General features: G+C 71.0%; 16 protein-coding genes. 15 read left to right on the top strand and 1 reads right to left on the bottom strand.

Annotated features, from left to right (window positions below; all coding sequences use genetic code 11):
• Positions 1-407: 407 nt before the first annotated feature.
• Both ffh and ftsH read left to right on the top strand, forming a co-directional pair.
• Positions 408-1,982 (top strand): signal recognition particle protein, encoded by a 1,575-nt coding sequence (gene ffh / locus ACZ4UB_RS12920; protein WP_468070180.1) that lies wholly within the window; start codon positions 408-410, stop codon positions 1,980-1,982.
• Between the two features lie 131 nt (positions 1,983-2,113).
• Complete coding sequence (ftsH, locus tag ACZ4UB_RS12915) at positions 2,114-4,078, top strand: ATP-dependent zinc metalloprotease FtsH (protein WP_468070179.1); 1,965 nt, start codon at positions 2,114-2,116, stop codon at positions 4,076-4,078.
• 45 nt (positions 4,079-4,123) lie between these two features.
• On the opposite strand, the gene ACZ4UB_RS12910 is transcribed toward ftsH, so the two are convergent.
• Positions 4,124-4,807, bottom strand: coding sequence for a methyltransferase type 11 (locus tag ACZ4UB_RS12910; protein ID WP_468070178.1), 684 nt, complete (start codon positions 4,805-4,807; stop codon positions 4,124-4,126).
• A gap of 132 nt (positions 4,808-4,939) precedes the next feature.
• On the opposite strand from ACZ4UB_RS12910, the gene proS reads away from it, so the two are divergent.
• From proS to ACZ4UB_RS12845, 13 genes are all read left to right on the top strand, one after another.
• Positions 4,940-6,352 carry a proline--tRNA ligase gene (gene proS / locus ACZ4UB_RS12905; RefSeq protein WP_468070177.1) on the top strand — a complete coding sequence of 471 codons (1,413 nt, stop codon included), beginning with the start codon at positions 4,940-4,942 and terminating at the stop codon, positions 6,350-6,352.
• 199 nt (positions 6,353-6,551) lie between these two features.
• Positions 6,552-7,151, top strand: coding sequence for a hypothetical protein (locus ACZ4UB_RS12900; RefSeq protein WP_354380087.1), 600 nt, complete (start codon positions 6,552-6,554; stop codon positions 7,149-7,151).
• A 200-nt stretch (positions 7,152-7,351) separates the two neighbouring features.
• Positions 7,352-7,792 carry a 30S ribosomal protein S16 gene (rpsP, locus tag ACZ4UB_RS12895; protein WP_330332868.1) on the top strand — a complete coding sequence of 147 codons (441 nt, stop codon included), beginning with the start codon at positions 7,352-7,354 and terminating at the stop codon, positions 7,790-7,792.
• A gap of 2 nt (positions 7,793-7,794) precedes the next feature.
• Positions 7,795-8,034, top strand: coding sequence for an RNA-binding protein (locus ACZ4UB_RS12890; RefSeq protein WP_283456387.1), 240 nt, complete (start codon positions 7,795-7,797; stop codon positions 8,032-8,034).
• Between the two features lie 93 nt (positions 8,035-8,127).
• Complete coding sequence (gene rimM, locus ACZ4UB_RS12885) at positions 8,128-8,727, top strand: ribosome maturation factor RimM (RefSeq protein WP_468070176.1); 600 nt, start codon at positions 8,128-8,130, stop codon at positions 8,725-8,727.
• Positions 8,727-9,548, top strand: a complete 822-nt coding sequence (trmD, locus tag ACZ4UB_RS12880) for a tRNA (guanosine(37)-N1)-methyltransferase TrmD (RefSeq protein ID WP_468070175.1) — start codon at positions 8,727-8,729, stop codon at positions 9,546-9,548. The genes rimM and trmD overlap by 1 nt, the downstream gene beginning before the upstream one ends.
• A 133-nt stretch (positions 9,549-9,681) precedes the next feature.
• Positions 9,682-10,032: a 50S ribosomal protein L19 gene (gene rplS, locus ACZ4UB_RS12875; RefSeq protein WP_351039983.1), complete on the top strand. Its 351-nt coding sequence runs from the start codon at positions 9,682-9,684 to the stop codon at positions 10,030-10,032.
• 46 nt (positions 10,033-10,078) lie between these two features.
• Entirely contained in the window at positions 10,079-10,834 is a 756-nt protein-coding gene (gene lepB / locus ACZ4UB_RS12870; RefSeq protein ID WP_468070174.1) for a signal peptidase I, read from the top strand.
• Entirely contained in the window at positions 10,827-11,714 is an 888-nt protein-coding gene (gene lepB, locus ACZ4UB_RS12865) for a signal peptidase I (protein ID WP_468070293.1), read from the top strand. The genes lepB (ACZ4UB_RS12870) and lepB (ACZ4UB_RS12865) overlap by 8 nt, the downstream gene beginning before the upstream one ends.
• A 115-nt stretch (positions 11,715-11,829) precedes the next feature.
• A complete protein-coding gene (gene lepB, locus ACZ4UB_RS12860; RefSeq protein ID WP_468070173.1) occupies positions 11,830-12,702 on the top strand; it encodes a signal peptidase I in 873 nt (290 codons plus the stop codon).
• A 45-nt stretch (positions 12,703-12,747) separates the two neighbouring features.
• Positions 12,748-13,524 carry a signal peptidase I gene (gene lepB, locus ACZ4UB_RS12855; protein WP_468070172.1) on the top strand — a complete coding sequence of 259 codons (777 nt, stop codon included), beginning with the start codon at positions 12,748-12,750 and terminating at the stop codon, positions 13,522-13,524.
• Complete coding sequence (locus ACZ4UB_RS12850; protein WP_468070171.1) at positions 13,511-14,002, top strand: NUDIX hydrolase; 492 nt, start codon at positions 13,511-13,513, stop codon at positions 14,000-14,002. Before lepB (ACZ4UB_RS12855) ends, ACZ4UB_RS12850 begins: the two co-directional genes overlap by 14 nt.
• A gap of 55 nt (positions 14,003-14,057) precedes the next feature.
• Positions 14,058-14,366, top strand: a complete 309-nt coding sequence (locus tag ACZ4UB_RS12845; protein WP_005311352.1) for a DUF2469 domain-containing protein — start codon at positions 14,058-14,060, stop codon at positions 14,364-14,366.
• Positions 14,367-14,383: the final 17 nt, after the last annotated feature.

Below are 14,383 nucleotides of genomic sequence, written 5' to 3'. Positions count from 1 at the left end.
CCTCAATCGCCGGCGGGGCTGAAACAGCCTCGCCGGCGATTGAGGCGCCGCCGGAGGCGATCGGAGGACCGGGGTAGATCAGCTTGCCGGAGGCGCCCGAGGGGCCGGGCTGAATCAGCCCCGCCGGCGATTGAGGCGCTGCCGGAGGCGGTCGGGGCGGCCGGGCCAGATTCGGCCTCGCCGGCGATTGAGGTGCCACTGGTGGCGGCCGGGGCCGGGCCGGATTCGGCCTCGCCGGCGTTTGAGGCGCTGCCGGAGGGGAGCGGGGGGACGGGGCGGATCCAGCCCGGCCGGAGGTCGCGGGGGGTGTTCCGGGACGGGCGGCGCCCCGCAGGGTCCGGCATGGGGTGCGGCCCGATACCCTGGGGGGCGACCACACGCCCCCGACCCGAGGAATCGCGACTACCGTGTTCGATACGCTTTCCGACCGCCTCAGCGCGACCTTCAAGAGCCTCCGGGGCAAAGGTCGCCTCTCCGAGCAGGACATCGACGCTGCGGCCCGGGAAATCCGTATCGCCCTCCTCGAGGCAGACGTCGCCCTCCCCGTCGTCCGGTCCTTCATCGCGAAGGTCAAGGAGCGCTCCCTCGGCGTAGAGGTCTCCAAGGCCCTCAACCCCGGCCAGCAGGTCCTCAAGATCGTCAACGAGGAACTCGTCGGGATCCTCGGCGGCGAGACCCGCCGCCTGCGGTTCGCCAAGACCGCCCCCACCGTGATCATGCTCGCGGGCCTCCAGGGCGCCGGTAAGACCACCCTCGCCGGAAAGCTCGGCTTCTGGCTCAAGGGCCAGGGCCACGCCCCGCTGCTCGTCGCCTGCGACCTCCAGCGCCCCAACGCCGTCAACCAGCTCAGCGTGGTCGCCGAGCGCGCCGGCGTCGCGGTCTACGCGCCCGAGCCCGGCAACGGCGTCGGCAACCCGGTGCAGGTCGCCAAGGACTCCATCGAGTACGCCCGCACCAAGCAGTTCGACGTCGTGATCGTCGACACCGCGGGCCGCCTCGGCATCGACGCCGAGCTGATGCAGCAGGCCGCGGACATCCGCGACGCCGTCAGCCCGGACGAGATCCTCTTCGTCGTCGACGCGATGATCGGTCAGGACGCGGTCAACACCGCCGAGGCCTTCCGCGACGGCGTCGGCTTCGACGGCGTGGTGCTCTCCAAGCTCGACGGCGACGCCCGCGGCGGTGCCGCGCTCTCCATCGCGCACGTCACCGGCAAGCAGATCATGTTCGCCTCGAACGGCGAGAAGCTCGACGAGTTCGACGCCTTCCACCCGGACCGCATGGCGGGCCGGATCCTCGACATGGGCGACATGCTCACCCTGATCGAGCAGGCCGAGAAGACCTTCAGCCAGGCCGAAGCCGAGAAGATGGCGGCCAAGCTGGCGAAGGGTCCGAAGGAGTTCACGCTCGACGACTTCCTGGCCCAGATGGAGCAGGTCCGCAAGATGGGCTCCATCTCCAAGCTGCTCGGCATGCTGCCCGGCATGGGGCAGATCAAGGACCAGATCAACAACATCGACGAGCGTGACATCGACCGCACCGCGGCCGTCATCAAGTCGATGACCCCGGCCGAGCGCCAGGACCCGACGATCATCAACGGCTCGCGCCGCGCCCGCATCGCCAAGGGCGCCGGCGTCGAGGTCAGCGCCGTGAAGTCGCTCGTCGAGCGGTTCTTCGACGCCCGCAAGATGATGTCCCGCATGGCCCAGGGCGGCGGCATGCCCGGGATGCCGGGCATGCCGGGCATGGGCGGCGGCCCCGGCCGCCAGAAGAAGCAGATCAAGCAGGCCAAGGGCAAGCGCAAGAGCGGCAACCCGATGAAGCGCAAGGAAGAGGAGGCCGCGGCCGCCCTGCGCAAGGAGCAGGGACCGCAGGAGGCCGCCGAGCCGGGCGGCGCCGCGGGCAACCCGTTCGGTCTGCCCGCCGGCCCCGCCGGCCAGGACTTCGAACTCCCCGACGAGTTCAAGAAGTTCATGAAGTAGCACGCACCACGAGGGGCCCCGGTCGCGACCAGCGACCGGGGCCCCTCGCGTGCGCGGGCCGCTCGCCCCGCCGCGGCGGGGCTGCCGCCCAGGGTGCCGCCCCATGGGGCGATGGTCCGGTTTGTGGCTTAATGTCGGCCGGGAGGACGGCAGAAGGAGGCCTCGTGCCCAGCCCCACCCCCGTACCGCCGCGCGACCGGGCCGACACGCCCTGGCGCTCCGAGGGCGCCCCGCCCGCCCCGCCCCCCAAGAAGAAGATGCCCGGCGGCTGGCGCGGGCTGATCCTGACGGCGCTGATCGTCTACCTGCTGACCAACCTGGTGCTGTCGTTCTTCAACGAGGGCGACGAGCCGACCATCCCGTACACCGAGTTCAGCAAGCAGGTCACCAGCGGCAACGTCTCGAAGATCTACTCCAAGGGCGACGCCATCCAGGGCGAGCTGAAGAACAAGCAGCCCAGGCCCGCCGGGGACGGGGACGGCGACTACACCAAGTTCGTCACCCAGCGCCCCGCCTTCGCCGACGACCAGCTCTGGTCCAACCTGACGTCCAAGGGTGTCGTCGTCACCGCCTCCCCGGTCGTGGAGCACCGCAGCTTCCTGGCCAACCTGCTCATCTCGCTCGCCCCGATGCTGCTGCTCGTCGGCCTGTGGGTGCTCATCGCCCGCAGGATGAGCGGCGGCGGCCTGGGCGTCCCCGGCGGGCTCGGCCGCAAGCAGCCGCCCAAGCCGGTCGAGCTGGAAGGGAGCAAGCGCACCACCTTCGAGGACGTGGCGGGCATCGACGAGGTGGAAGGCGAGCTGAGCGAGGTCGTCGACTTCCTCAAGAACCCCGAGCGCTACCACCGGATGGGTGCCCGGATGCCCGGAGGCGTCCTGCTCGCGGGTCCGCCCGGCACCGGCAAGACCCTGCTGGCCCGCGCGGTCGCCGGCGAGGCCGGCGTGCCGTTCTTCTCGGCCTCCGCCTCCGAGTTCATCGAGATGATCGTCGGCGTCGGCGCCTCCCGGGTCCGCGAACTGTTCACCGAGGCCCGCAAGGTGGCCCCCGCGATCATCTTCATCGACGAGATCGACACCATCGGCCGGGCCCGCGGCGGCGGCGCGGGCATGGGCGGCCACGACGAGCGCGAACAGACCCTGAACCAGATCCTCACCGAGATGGACGGCTTCTCCGGCTCCGAGGGCGTCGTCGTCATCGCCGCCACCAACCGCGCCGACGTGCTCGACCCCGCCCTCACCCGGCCCGGCCGCTTCGACCGCACGGTCGTGGTCTCCCCGCCCGACCGCGGCGGCCGCGAGGCCATCCTGCGCATCCACACCCGCGACATCCCGCTGGCCCAGGAGGTGAGCCTGGCCCAGGTCGCCCGCACCACCCCGGGGATGACCGGCGCCGAACTCGCCAACCTCGCCAACGAGGCGGCCCTGCTGGCCGTCAAGCGCGAGCAGAAGGCCGTGACCCAGACGGACCTGTCCGACGCCCTGGAGAAGGTCCAGCTCGGCGCGGAGCGGCCGCTGGTCATGCCGGAGGAGGAGCGCCGCCGCACGGCGTACCACGAGAGCGGCCACGCGCTGCTGGGCATGCTCCAGCCGGGCGCCGACCCGGTCCGCAAGATCACCATCGTGCCGCGCGGACGGGCCCTCGGCGTCACCCTCTCCACCCCGGACGCCGACCGGTACGCGTACACCGAGAAGTACCTGCGCGGCCGGATCATCGGCGCGCTCGGCGGGATGGCCGCCGAACAGGTGGTCTACGAGGTCATCACCACCGGCGCCGAGAACGACCTCGAACAGGTGACCAACCTGGCCCGGGGCATGGTCGCCCGCTGGGGCATGAGCGAGCGCGTGGGCAGGCTGACCGCGATTCCCTCCGACGGACAGAGCCCCTACGGCCTCTCCGCGGCCCCCGCCACCCTCGACGCGGTCGACCACGAGATGCGCAGGATCGTGGACGAGTGCTACGAGTCGGCCTGCCGGCTGCTGCGCGAGAACCGCGACAAGCTGGACGCGCTGGCGCAGGCCCTGCTGGCGAACGAGACGCTGGAGGAGGCGGCGGCGTACGAGGCGGCGGGCATCACCCGGCTGTCGAAGGAGCGGTAGCGGGGGCCGCGCGCCCCCGCCGCCACCCGCCCGGACCGCCCCTCCTCAGGCCGTCCGGGCGATGACGTACCGGAAGATGTTCGGCAGCCACACGGCCCCGTCGGGTCGCTCGAAGGGGTGCAGCGCCTCGACGAGTTCCTTCTCCGCCTGCACCGGGTCGGCTCCGTCGTAGAGCCCGGTCGAGAGCAGGCCCCGCACCGCGCTCTCCATGTCCGCGTACCCGAAGGGGCAGAACACCCGCCCCGAGCCGTCGGGCCGCAGCCCGGCCCGCTCCACCAGGGCGTCCAGGTCCACCGGCGCGGGCCCGCCGCCCGGCAGCGCGGGGACCGTGCAGCGCTCCGGCGGCCCCCAGTCGGCCAGCACCACCGCCGCGCCGCGGCGGAGCACGGCCAGGGCCGCGGGCAGCGCCCGGGGATCGGGCCCCACGGAGGTGAGCACGTCGTACGGGCGCAGCTCCGGCCCCGGCACGGGCGGCGCGGCCAGGACCTCCAGCACCCGCTCCCCGGCCAGGGCCCGCAGCGCGGGCCGCCCCTCGACCCCGGTCACCCGGGCGCCCCGGCCGGCGGCCAGCAGCAGGCCGAGACCGGCCCCGCAGTCCAGGCCGAGCAGCCGGTCGCCCGGCCCGACCTCCAGTCGGTCGTAGACCGCTTCGTAGAGCGGCACCAGCATCCGTTCCTGGATCTCCGCCCAGTCCCGGGCCACGTGCGTCGCCGTCGGCGTCGGTGTCATCGAAAGAGCGCTCCTGATTCCGTGTCGCCCCCTTGGCCCCCGTTGCCAGGGAACTCCCCATTCGCCCCCGCGTCCAGAGGAGCGCCGGCCCCGATTCACGTTCGGCGTGCCGGGCGCCGTACCATTCGCGCCATGGCAAAGGCACCCGTTCTCACCCCCCAGGCGGAGGATTTCCCCCGCTGGTACCAGGATCTGATCAACAAGGCCGAGCTGGCCGACAACGGTCCGGTACGCGGCACCATGGTCATCCGACCGTACGGCTACGGGCTGTGGGAGCGGATGCAGCAGGAGATGGACGCGCGCATCAAGGACGCGGGCGCCCAGAACGCGTACTTCCCGCTGTTCATCCCGCAGTCGTACCTGACGAAGGAAGCCGAGCACGTCGAGGGCTTCGCCCCCGAGCTGGCGGTCGTCACGCACGGCGGCGGCAAGGAGCTCGACGAGCCGGTCGTGGTCCGGCCGACCTCCGAGACGATCATCAACGACTACTTCTCCAAGTGGGTCCAGAGCTACCGCGACCTGCCCCTGCTGATCAACCAGTGGGCGAACGTGGTCCGCTGGGAGATGCGTCCGCGCGTCTTCCTCCGTACGAGCGAGTTCCTCTGGCAGGAGGGCCACACGGCCCACGCCACCTACGAGGACGCCCGCGACTACGCCGCCCGGATCCACACGGACGTCTACGGCGACTTCATGACCAACGTGCTCGGCATCGACGTCGTCCTCGGCCGCAAGACCGCCAAGGAGCGCTTCGCGGGCGCCATCAACACCCTCACCCTCGAGGGCATGATGGGCGACGGCAAGGCGCTGCAGCTGGGCACCAGCCACGAGCTGGGCACCAACTTCGCCAAGGCCTTCAACACGCAGTACCTGTCGAAGGAAGGCAAGCAGGAGCTGGTCTGGCAGACCTCGTGGGGCGTCTCGACCCGCATGGTCGGCGGCCTGATCATGTCCCACGGTGACGACAACGGGCTGCGGGTGCCGCCGCGGCTGGCGGCCGTCCAGGTCGTCGTCATGGCGATCAAGGGCGACGAGGCCGTCGCGAAGGTGCGCGAGCTGGGCGACCAGCTCAAGGCCGCGGGCATCCGGGTGCAGGTCGACGACCGCGTCGACACCCCCTTCGGCCGTCGCGCCGTGGACTGGGAGCTCAAGGGCGTACCGGTCCGCATCGAGATCGGCCCCCGTGACCTGGAGGCCGGCACCGCGATGCTGGCCCGCCGGATCCCGGGCGGCAAGGAGCCGGTGCGGATCACGGACCTGGCCGCGCTGCTGCCCAAGGTGCTGGAGGAGGACCAGGCGCAGCTGCTGCGCGAGTCCCGCGAGCGCCGCGAGGCCCGTACCTGCGACGTCGCGACCATCGGGGAGGCCGCGGAGGCCGCCGTCGCCGGTGGCTGGGCGCGGATCCCGTGGGCCGACCTCGGCCCCGAGGGCGAGGCGAAGCTCGCCGAGCAGGCCGTCTCCGTGCGCTGCCTCATCGCCGAGGACGGCTCGGTCCCGCAGGCGGACGACGCTCCCGGAACCCTCGCCATCGTGGCGCGTTCCTACTGATGTGACCTGAAGTGACGCTGGGGGTGCCCCCGGAAGGTGACTGACCACCTCCGGGGGCACCCCCATACGTACCGACTCCTCCGGAGATCTGCGCACCCGGCCTCATCAGGACGCATGAGACTGAACTGACTGGTACGTGCAAAAAATTTGGAATGGCCCGGAATCGGAACACCGGGGCACCTCGGCTCGTTGTCACGACGTGAGCACGACACCACCTGTTCTCGCCGCAGAGCTGGCGCAGGCGTGGGCCGATATTCAGCGGTACCACCCCGAGCTGCCTGACCTTGCCGCGCCCGAGTCCCTGATCGGAGAGTCCTCGTCCGCCTGCGGCGCGGAACTCTCCTTCGAGCGACTGCTGCACGAGGCAGTCCACGGCATCGCCGCAGCCCGCGGTGTCCGTGACACGTCCCGTGCCGGCCGCTACCACAACCGTAGATTCCTCGCGATCGCCGAGGAGATGGGCCTGGACCACTCCGAGGAGCCGCACGCCAGCAGCGGCTTCTCACTGGTCGCCCTGAACCCCGAGGCGAAGAAGCGGTACCGGCCGACCATGGAGCGCCTCCAGCGCGCCCTGAAGGCCCATACCGTCGCCACCGCCGCCGACACCAAGCGCAGCTTCCGCGGGCCGGCCGCCCGGCACGGGTCCTCCGGCGGCGGGGTGCGCGTCAAGGCGGTCTGCGACTGCGGGCGCAACGTCCGGGTCGTGCCGTCGGTGCTCGCCCAGGCCCCGATCGTGTGCGGCGGCTGCGGCAAGCCCTTCCGCATCCCCGAGGTGGCCGTCTCCGCCGCGGCTTCCTGAGCGCGGTGCGGGTACGGGCCGGGCGGGGACGGCCCCGGGTGGAAGCACCGCGGGCATGTGGCACAATGACTAGCTGTACTCGACAGTCGAACAGGACCCCTCTCTCCTACGGCTGACGCGTCCATCGGGCATCCGAGTACCGCAACCCCACGTGGCATCTCATGTGCCCAACCACGTCAAGTTCAGGAGACACCACTCCAGTGGCAGTCAAGATCAAGCTCAAGCGCCTCGGCAAGATTCGCCAGCCGCACTACCGCATCGTCGTCGCCGACTCGCGCACCCGCCGCGATGGTCGTGCGATCGAGGAAATCGGTCTGTACCACCCCACGTACAACCCCTCGCGCATCGAGGTCGACGCCGAGCGTGCGCAGTACTGGCTCTCCGTCGGCGCCCAGCCGACCGAGGCCGTTCTCGCGATCCTGAAGCTCACCGGTGACTGGCAGGCGCACAAGGGCCTCCCGGCCCCCGCGCCGCTGCTGCAGCCGGAGACCAAGGAGAGCAAGCGTCGCACCTTCGACGAGTTCGCCAAGGCCCTCGAGGGCATCGGCGAGACCAAGGGCGAGGCCATCACGCAGAAGGCCAAGAAGGCCGACAAGAAGGCGGACGAGGCTGAGGCCGCCGCCGAGTCGACCGAGGCCTGATCATGCTCGAGGAGGCTCTTGAGCACCTCGTGAAGGGCATTGTGGACAATCCCGATGACGTGCAGGTCGCCTCGCGCACCCTGCGTCGCGGGCAGGTGCTCGAGGTCCGGGTCCACCCGGATGACCTCGGAAAGGTGATCGGTCGCAACGGCCGCACCGCACGTGCCCTGCGTACCGTCGTGGGCGCGATCGGCGGCCGTGGGATCCGCGTCGACCTCGTCGACGTGGACCAGGTCCGCTGAGACCGCGTTCATCGCAGGAATGAATCACCGGCACGGGCCGGGGAGGGCATGTGCCCTTCCCGGCCCGTCGTCGTCTGAACAGGAGAGACAAGCGTGCAGCTCGTAGTCGCGCGGATCGGCCGCGCCCATGGGATCAAGGGTGAGGTCACCGTAGAGGTCCGCACCGACGAGCCGGAGCTGCGGCTCGGTGTCGGTGCCGTCCTCCAGACCGAACCCCTGTCGGCGGGTCCACTGACCATCGAGGCCGGCCGGGTGCACAGCGGCCGGCTCCTGCTCCGCTTCGCGGGCGTCAAGGACCGCAGCGCCGCCGAGGCGCTGCGCAACATCCTGCTGATCGCCGAGGTGGACCCCGAGGAGCTTCCGGAGGACCCGGAGGAGTTCTACGACCACCAGCTCATGGACCTGGACGTCGTGCTCCAGGACGGCACCGAGATCGGTCGGATCACCGAGATCTCCCACCTGCCCTCGCAGGACCTCTTCATCGTCGAGCGGCCGGACGGCACCGAGGTGATGATCCCCTTCGTCGAGGAGATCGTCCTGGAGATCGACCTCTCGGAGCAGCGCGCGATCATCGACCCGCCGCCCGGGCTGATCGACGACCGCGCGGTGATCGCTTCCGAGCGCGACGCCGAGGCCGAGGCCGAAGCCGAGGCCGGGGCCGACGCCGACGGCGAGCCCGAGGGCGCTGCCTGATGCGGCTGGACGTCGTCACCATCTTCCCGGAGTACCTCGACCCGCTCGACGTCTCCCTCGTCGGCAAGGCCCGGGCCCGCGGCCAGCTCGACGTACACGTCCACGACCTGCGGGAATGGACGTACGACCGGCACAACACGGTCGATGACACCCCCTACGGCGGCGGCCCCGGGATGGTCATGAAGACCGACCCCTGGGGCGAGGCCCTGGACGCCGCCCTCGCCGACGGCTACGAATCCGGCGCCCACGGCCCGGTCATGGTCGTCCCCACCCCGAGCGGGCGCCCGTTCACCCAGGAACTCGCCGTCGAGCTGGCCGAGCGCCCCTGGCTGATCTTCACGCCCGCCCGGTACGAGGGCATCGACCGCCGGGTGATGGACGAGTACGCGACGCGCATGCCGGTCTACGAGGTCTCCATCGGGGACTACGTGCTGGCCGGCGGCGAGGCGGCGGTCCTGGTGATCACCGAGGCCGTGGCCCGGCTGCTCCCCGGGGTCCTCGGCAACGCCGAATCGCACCGGGACGACTCCTTCGCCCCCGGTGACATGGCGAACCTGCTGGAGGGGCCCGTCTACACCAAGCCCCCGGAGTGGCGCGGCCGCGGCATCCCCGAGGTCCTGCTCAGCGGGCACCACGGGAAGATCGCCCGCTGGCGCCGGGACGAGGCGCTGCGCCGCACCACCCTCAACAGGCCCGACCTGATCGAGCGTTGCGAGGCGTCCGGCTTCGACAAGAAGGACCGCGAGACCCTCTCGATCCTGGGCTGGTCGCCGACGCCCGACGGCCGATTTTGGCGCAGGCCCCCGGCCGTGGAAGAATAGGCGGCTGCTGTACGCCCGCGTGCGCCCCTGCCACAGGGGGACCGTCGCCCGCGGGTCGGGACAGCTCCCGAATTCTCTCCGAAGAACCCGCCCGACGGCCTGTGGCGTCGTGCGAAGAAAGCAGACGAAGAACATGTCCCACGTGCTCGACGCCGTCACCGCCGGCACCCTGCGTACGGACCTCCCGGCCTTCCGCCCGGGTGACACCGTCAACGTCCACGTCCGCGTGATCGAGGGCAACCGCTCCCGTATCCAGCAGTTCAAGGGCGTAGTCATCCGTCGCCAGGGTTCTGGCGTCAGCGAGACCTTCACGGTCCGCAAGGTCTCCTTCAGCGTCGGCGTGGAGCGTACCTTCCCGGTGCACTCCCCGATCTTCGAGAAGATCGAGCTCGTCACCCGCGGTGACGTGCGTCGCGCCAAGCTGTACTTCCTCCGTGAGCTCCGCGGCAAGGCCGCGAAGATCAAGGAGAAGCGCGACCGCTGAGGTCCCCTTCGGCGTCCGGAGGCATCCGGATAGGCTCGCCCCCGATATGGACACCGAGGCATCTCACACGCAACGCGACCGCTCTTCCCCCGACGAGGGGGAGGGGAGGTCGCGTTTCGCGTTCTCCGGGGCCCGGCCGAGGCGCCCCGGCTGGTTCACCTGGCGCCGCGCCGCTCTGCTCGGGGTCGTCTGCACCGTCTTCCTGCTGCTGCTGAGCAATTTCGTGGTGCAGCCCTTCCTGATCCCGAGCCGCTCGATGGAGCCGACGCTCGCGATCGGCGACCGGGTGCTGGTGAACAAGCTGGCGTACGGCTCCGGGTCCCGGCCCCAGCGCGGTGACCTGGTCGTCTTCGACGGCACGGGGTCCTTCGTGCCGGAGCGCGCCGGCGACGACAATCCGGTCGGCGAGGCCCTGCGCGGCGCCGCGTCGGCCCTCGGGCTCGCCGAACCCTCCGACACGGACTTCGTCAAGCGGGTGATCGGGGTCGGCGGCGACGACGTGGTGTGCTGCGACGCGGGCGGGCGGCTGGTGGTGAACGGCGCCCCCGTGCCGGAGCCCTACCTGTATCCGGGTGACACGGCGTCGAAGGTGCCCTTCCGGATCGTCGTACCGCTGGGCACCCTGTGGGTCATGGGCGATCACCGCTCCCAGTCCCGGGACTCCCGGGACCACCTCGGGGAGCCGGGCGGCGGGATGGTGCCGGTGGACAAGGTGATCGGACGGGCCGACTGGATCGGCTGGCCCGCGTCCCGCTGGAGGTCCCTGGGGACCGCCGGCGGCTCGGGCGGTGGACATGGGTAGCCGGGGGCGGGAGCGCGGCGAGGAGCCGGAGCCCGCCCGTCCGGTGGCGCCGGCCGGGGCTCCGGTCCAGGGCGCGGACCCCGAGCTGGCCGTGCTCGGCGGTCGGGCGGAGCGGCGCAGGCTGGCCCGCAAGGTCAAGCGGCGCAGGCGCACCCGGCGGGTCGGTGAGCTGCCGCTGCTGGTCGCGGTCGCGCTGTGCATCGCCCTGCTCCTCAAGACCTTCCTCGTCCAGGCCTTCTACATCCCGTCGGGGTCGATGGAACAGACGATCCGGATCGGCGACCGGGTCCTCGTGGACAAGTTCACCCCCTGGTTCGGCGCCGAGGTCGAGCGCGGCGACGTCGTGGTCTTCAAGGACCCCGGCGGCTGGCTGCGCGGCGAGTCGGCCCGGCCCGCGGCCGACCCGATCGTCGTCAAGCAGATCAAGCAGGGCCTGACCTTCATCGGGCTGCTGCCCTCGGCCGACGAGCAGGACCTGATCAAGCGGGTCATCGGCGTGGGCGGGGACACCGTCAAGTGCTGCGACGCCCGGGGCCGGGTCACCGTCAACGGAGCGCCGCTCGATGAGCCGTACGTGTCACCCGGCAACGCGCCCTCCGAGATCATGTTCGAGGTGAAGGTGCCCAAGGGCCGGCTCTTCGTCCTCGGTGACCACCGGGCGAACTCCGCCGACTCCCGCTACCACCTCGACGAGGCGTTTCACGGCACGATCGCCGAAAGCGGCGTGGTGGGGCGGGCCATCGTGATCGCCTGGCCCTACGGGCACTGGGGCGAGTTCGATCAACCCGCCACCTTCCTCTCCGTTCCGGACGAGGAGCGCCGCAGCCGGCGGGGGCGCCGCGGGCGGCGCGCGCGTCGAGGGGGCGTCGCGTTCGCATAGTGTGTCCTAGGTCTCCCGCTCCTTACCAAGGGAACTCCCGCTCGTTAAGGGAGGGGAGGGCCCCCGCCGGTTCGGCGCGGGCGGCACATCGGAGTGAGGAGTGGATGTGGGGGACGTGGCGGTAGGAGCACGATCCGGACGCGATGAGCCCGAGGACCAGCGGCCCGAGGCAGCCGTCGAGAGTGAGACCCACGACGACGAGAGCGCCCCGCCCGCGCACCGGTCCTTCTGGAAGGAGCTTCCGCTCCTCATCGGCATCGCGCTGGTGCTGGCCCTGCTGATCAAGACCTTCCTGGTCCAGGCCTTCTCGATCCCGTCCGAGTCCATGCAGAACACGCTGCAGAAGGGCGACCGGGTCCTGGTCGACAAGCTGACCCCGTGGTTCGGCTCGGAGCCGGAGCGCGGCGAGGTCGTGGTCTTCCACGACCCGGCGGACTGGCTCGCGGGCGAGCCCACTCCGGACCCGAACATCGCGCAGAAGGTGCTCAGCTTCATCGGTCTGATGCCCTCGGCCGAGGAGAAGGACCTGATCAAGCGGACCATCGCGGTCGGCGGGGACACCGTGGAGTGCAAGAAGGGCGGCCCGGTCGTCGTCAACGGCAAGCAGCTCGACGAGCCGTACATCTTCCCGGGCAACACCCCCTGTGACGACAAGCCGTTCGGCCCGCTGACCGTGCCCAAGGGCAAGATCTGGGTGATGGGCGACCACCGGCAGAACTCGCAGGACTCGCGCTGGCACCAGGACGACTCGACCGGAGGCTTCGTGCCGGTCGACAAGGTCGTCGGCCGCGCCGTGGTGGTCGCCTGGCCGATCACCCGCTGGTCCACGCTGCCTGTGCCGGACACCTTCGACCAGCCGGGGATCAACAAGAAGCCCGTGGCGACGGCGCTCGGCGCGGCCGCTCCGGCCGGTCTGGGCCTCGCGACGGCGCTGCCGATCGTGCTGTGGCGCCGGCGGAAGCTGACCCAGACGCCTACCGCCGGGTAGGGTGCCGCCCAGGTCGACGATCTCCGAGGTGCTGGGGGCGCTGGTATGGGCGGGTCAAACGGTTCGATACGTGGCAGGGACGGCCGCGGCGGCCTCGGCAATGTCTTGTCGGGGATCGCCGTGGCCATTGGTTTCGCCCTCTTCCTCGGAGGGTTCGCCTGGGGTGCGCTGGTGTACCGGCCGTACACCGTGCCGACCGAGTCGATGGTCCCGACGGTGCAGGCCGGGGACCGGGTGATGGCGCAGCGGATCGAGGGCTCCGAGGTGCGCCGCGGAGACGTGGTCGTCTTCACCGATTCCGTGTGGAGCGACTCGCCGATGGTCAAGCGGGTCGTCGGGCTCGGCGGGGACACCGTGCGCTGCTGTGACGCGGCGGGCCGGCTGACCTTGAACGGCAAGCCGCTGGTCGAGCCCTACATCGCGGATCCGGGGTCCACGCAGACCTCCACGGGCTCGGGCAAGGCGTCGGACGTCACCTTCGAGGTGACCGTGCCGCAGGGCAAGCTCTTCCTGCTGGGCGACCGGCGCTCGATCTCCCTGGACTCCCGGGCCCACCTGCAAGAAGCAGGACAGGGCATGGTCCCGCTGGACTCGGTGAGCGCGCGGGTGGACGCCCGGGCGTGGCCGGACCCCGCGATGTTGGCGCGGCCGACGACCTACGACGCGCTGCCGGGCGGAACCTCCCGCCCCGGGCCGCTGCGGCTCCAGCTGGCCGCGGTGGTGGCCGGAGCGGCGCTGGTGCTCCTCGGGGCCGCCTACGGGCCGCTGGCGCGGGTCCTCGGGCGCTCACGGCGACGGGAGCGCGTCGGTGACCGGGGCTGAGGTCCGCAAGGTGTCCCGGGTGATCCTGCTCGACCCGGCCGACCGGATCCTGCTGCTGCACGGATTCGAGCCGCGGGACCCGGCCGAGCAGTGGTGGTTCACCCCGGGCGGCGGGCTGGAGGGCGCCGAGAGCCGCGAGGAGGCCGCGCTGCGGGAGCTCGCGGAGGAGACGGGGATCACGGAGGTGGAGCTGGGGCCGGTGCTCTGGCAGCGCCACTGCGCGTTCCCCTTCGACGGGCGGCGCTGGGAACAGGACGAGTGGTACTTCCTGGCCCGTACCGACCGGACGGAGGTGGCCACGGACGGCTTCACCGAGCTGGAGCGGCGCAGCGTCACCGGAGCGAGGTGGTGGACCTCCGAGGAACTCATCGCGGCGCGTGAGACGGTGTACCCGACCAGACTCGGCGAGCTGCTGCGCACGCTGCTCGCGGAGGGTCCGCCGGGTGCGCCGGTGATCCTGGCCCCGGAAATCGTTTAGGGGCGGACGGGCCTGGCGCACAATAGGGGGACGCACGGCTGAAGGGGAACATGCCATGAGCGCCGAGGACCTCGAGAAGTACGAGACCGAGATGGAGCTGAAGCTCTATCGCGAGTACCGCGACGTCGTCGGGCTGTTCAAGTACGTGATCGAGACCGAACGTCGTTTCTATCTGACCAACGACTACGAGATGCAGGTGCATTCGGTCCAGGGCGAGGTCTTCTTCGAGGTCTCGATGGCGGACGCCTGGGTCTGGGACATGTACCGACCGGCCCGGTTCGTCAAGCAGGTGAGGGTGTTGACGTTCAAGGACGTGAACATCGAGGAGCTCAACAAGAGCGACTTGGAACTGCCGGGCAGTTGATTCACCTGATTCACCCG

Source organism: Streptomyces sp. NPDC028419 (genome assembly GCF_055565515.1).
The sequence above is the reverse complement of the archived record's forward strand: the minus strand, read 5'-3'. Positions and strand labels throughout refer to the sequence as shown.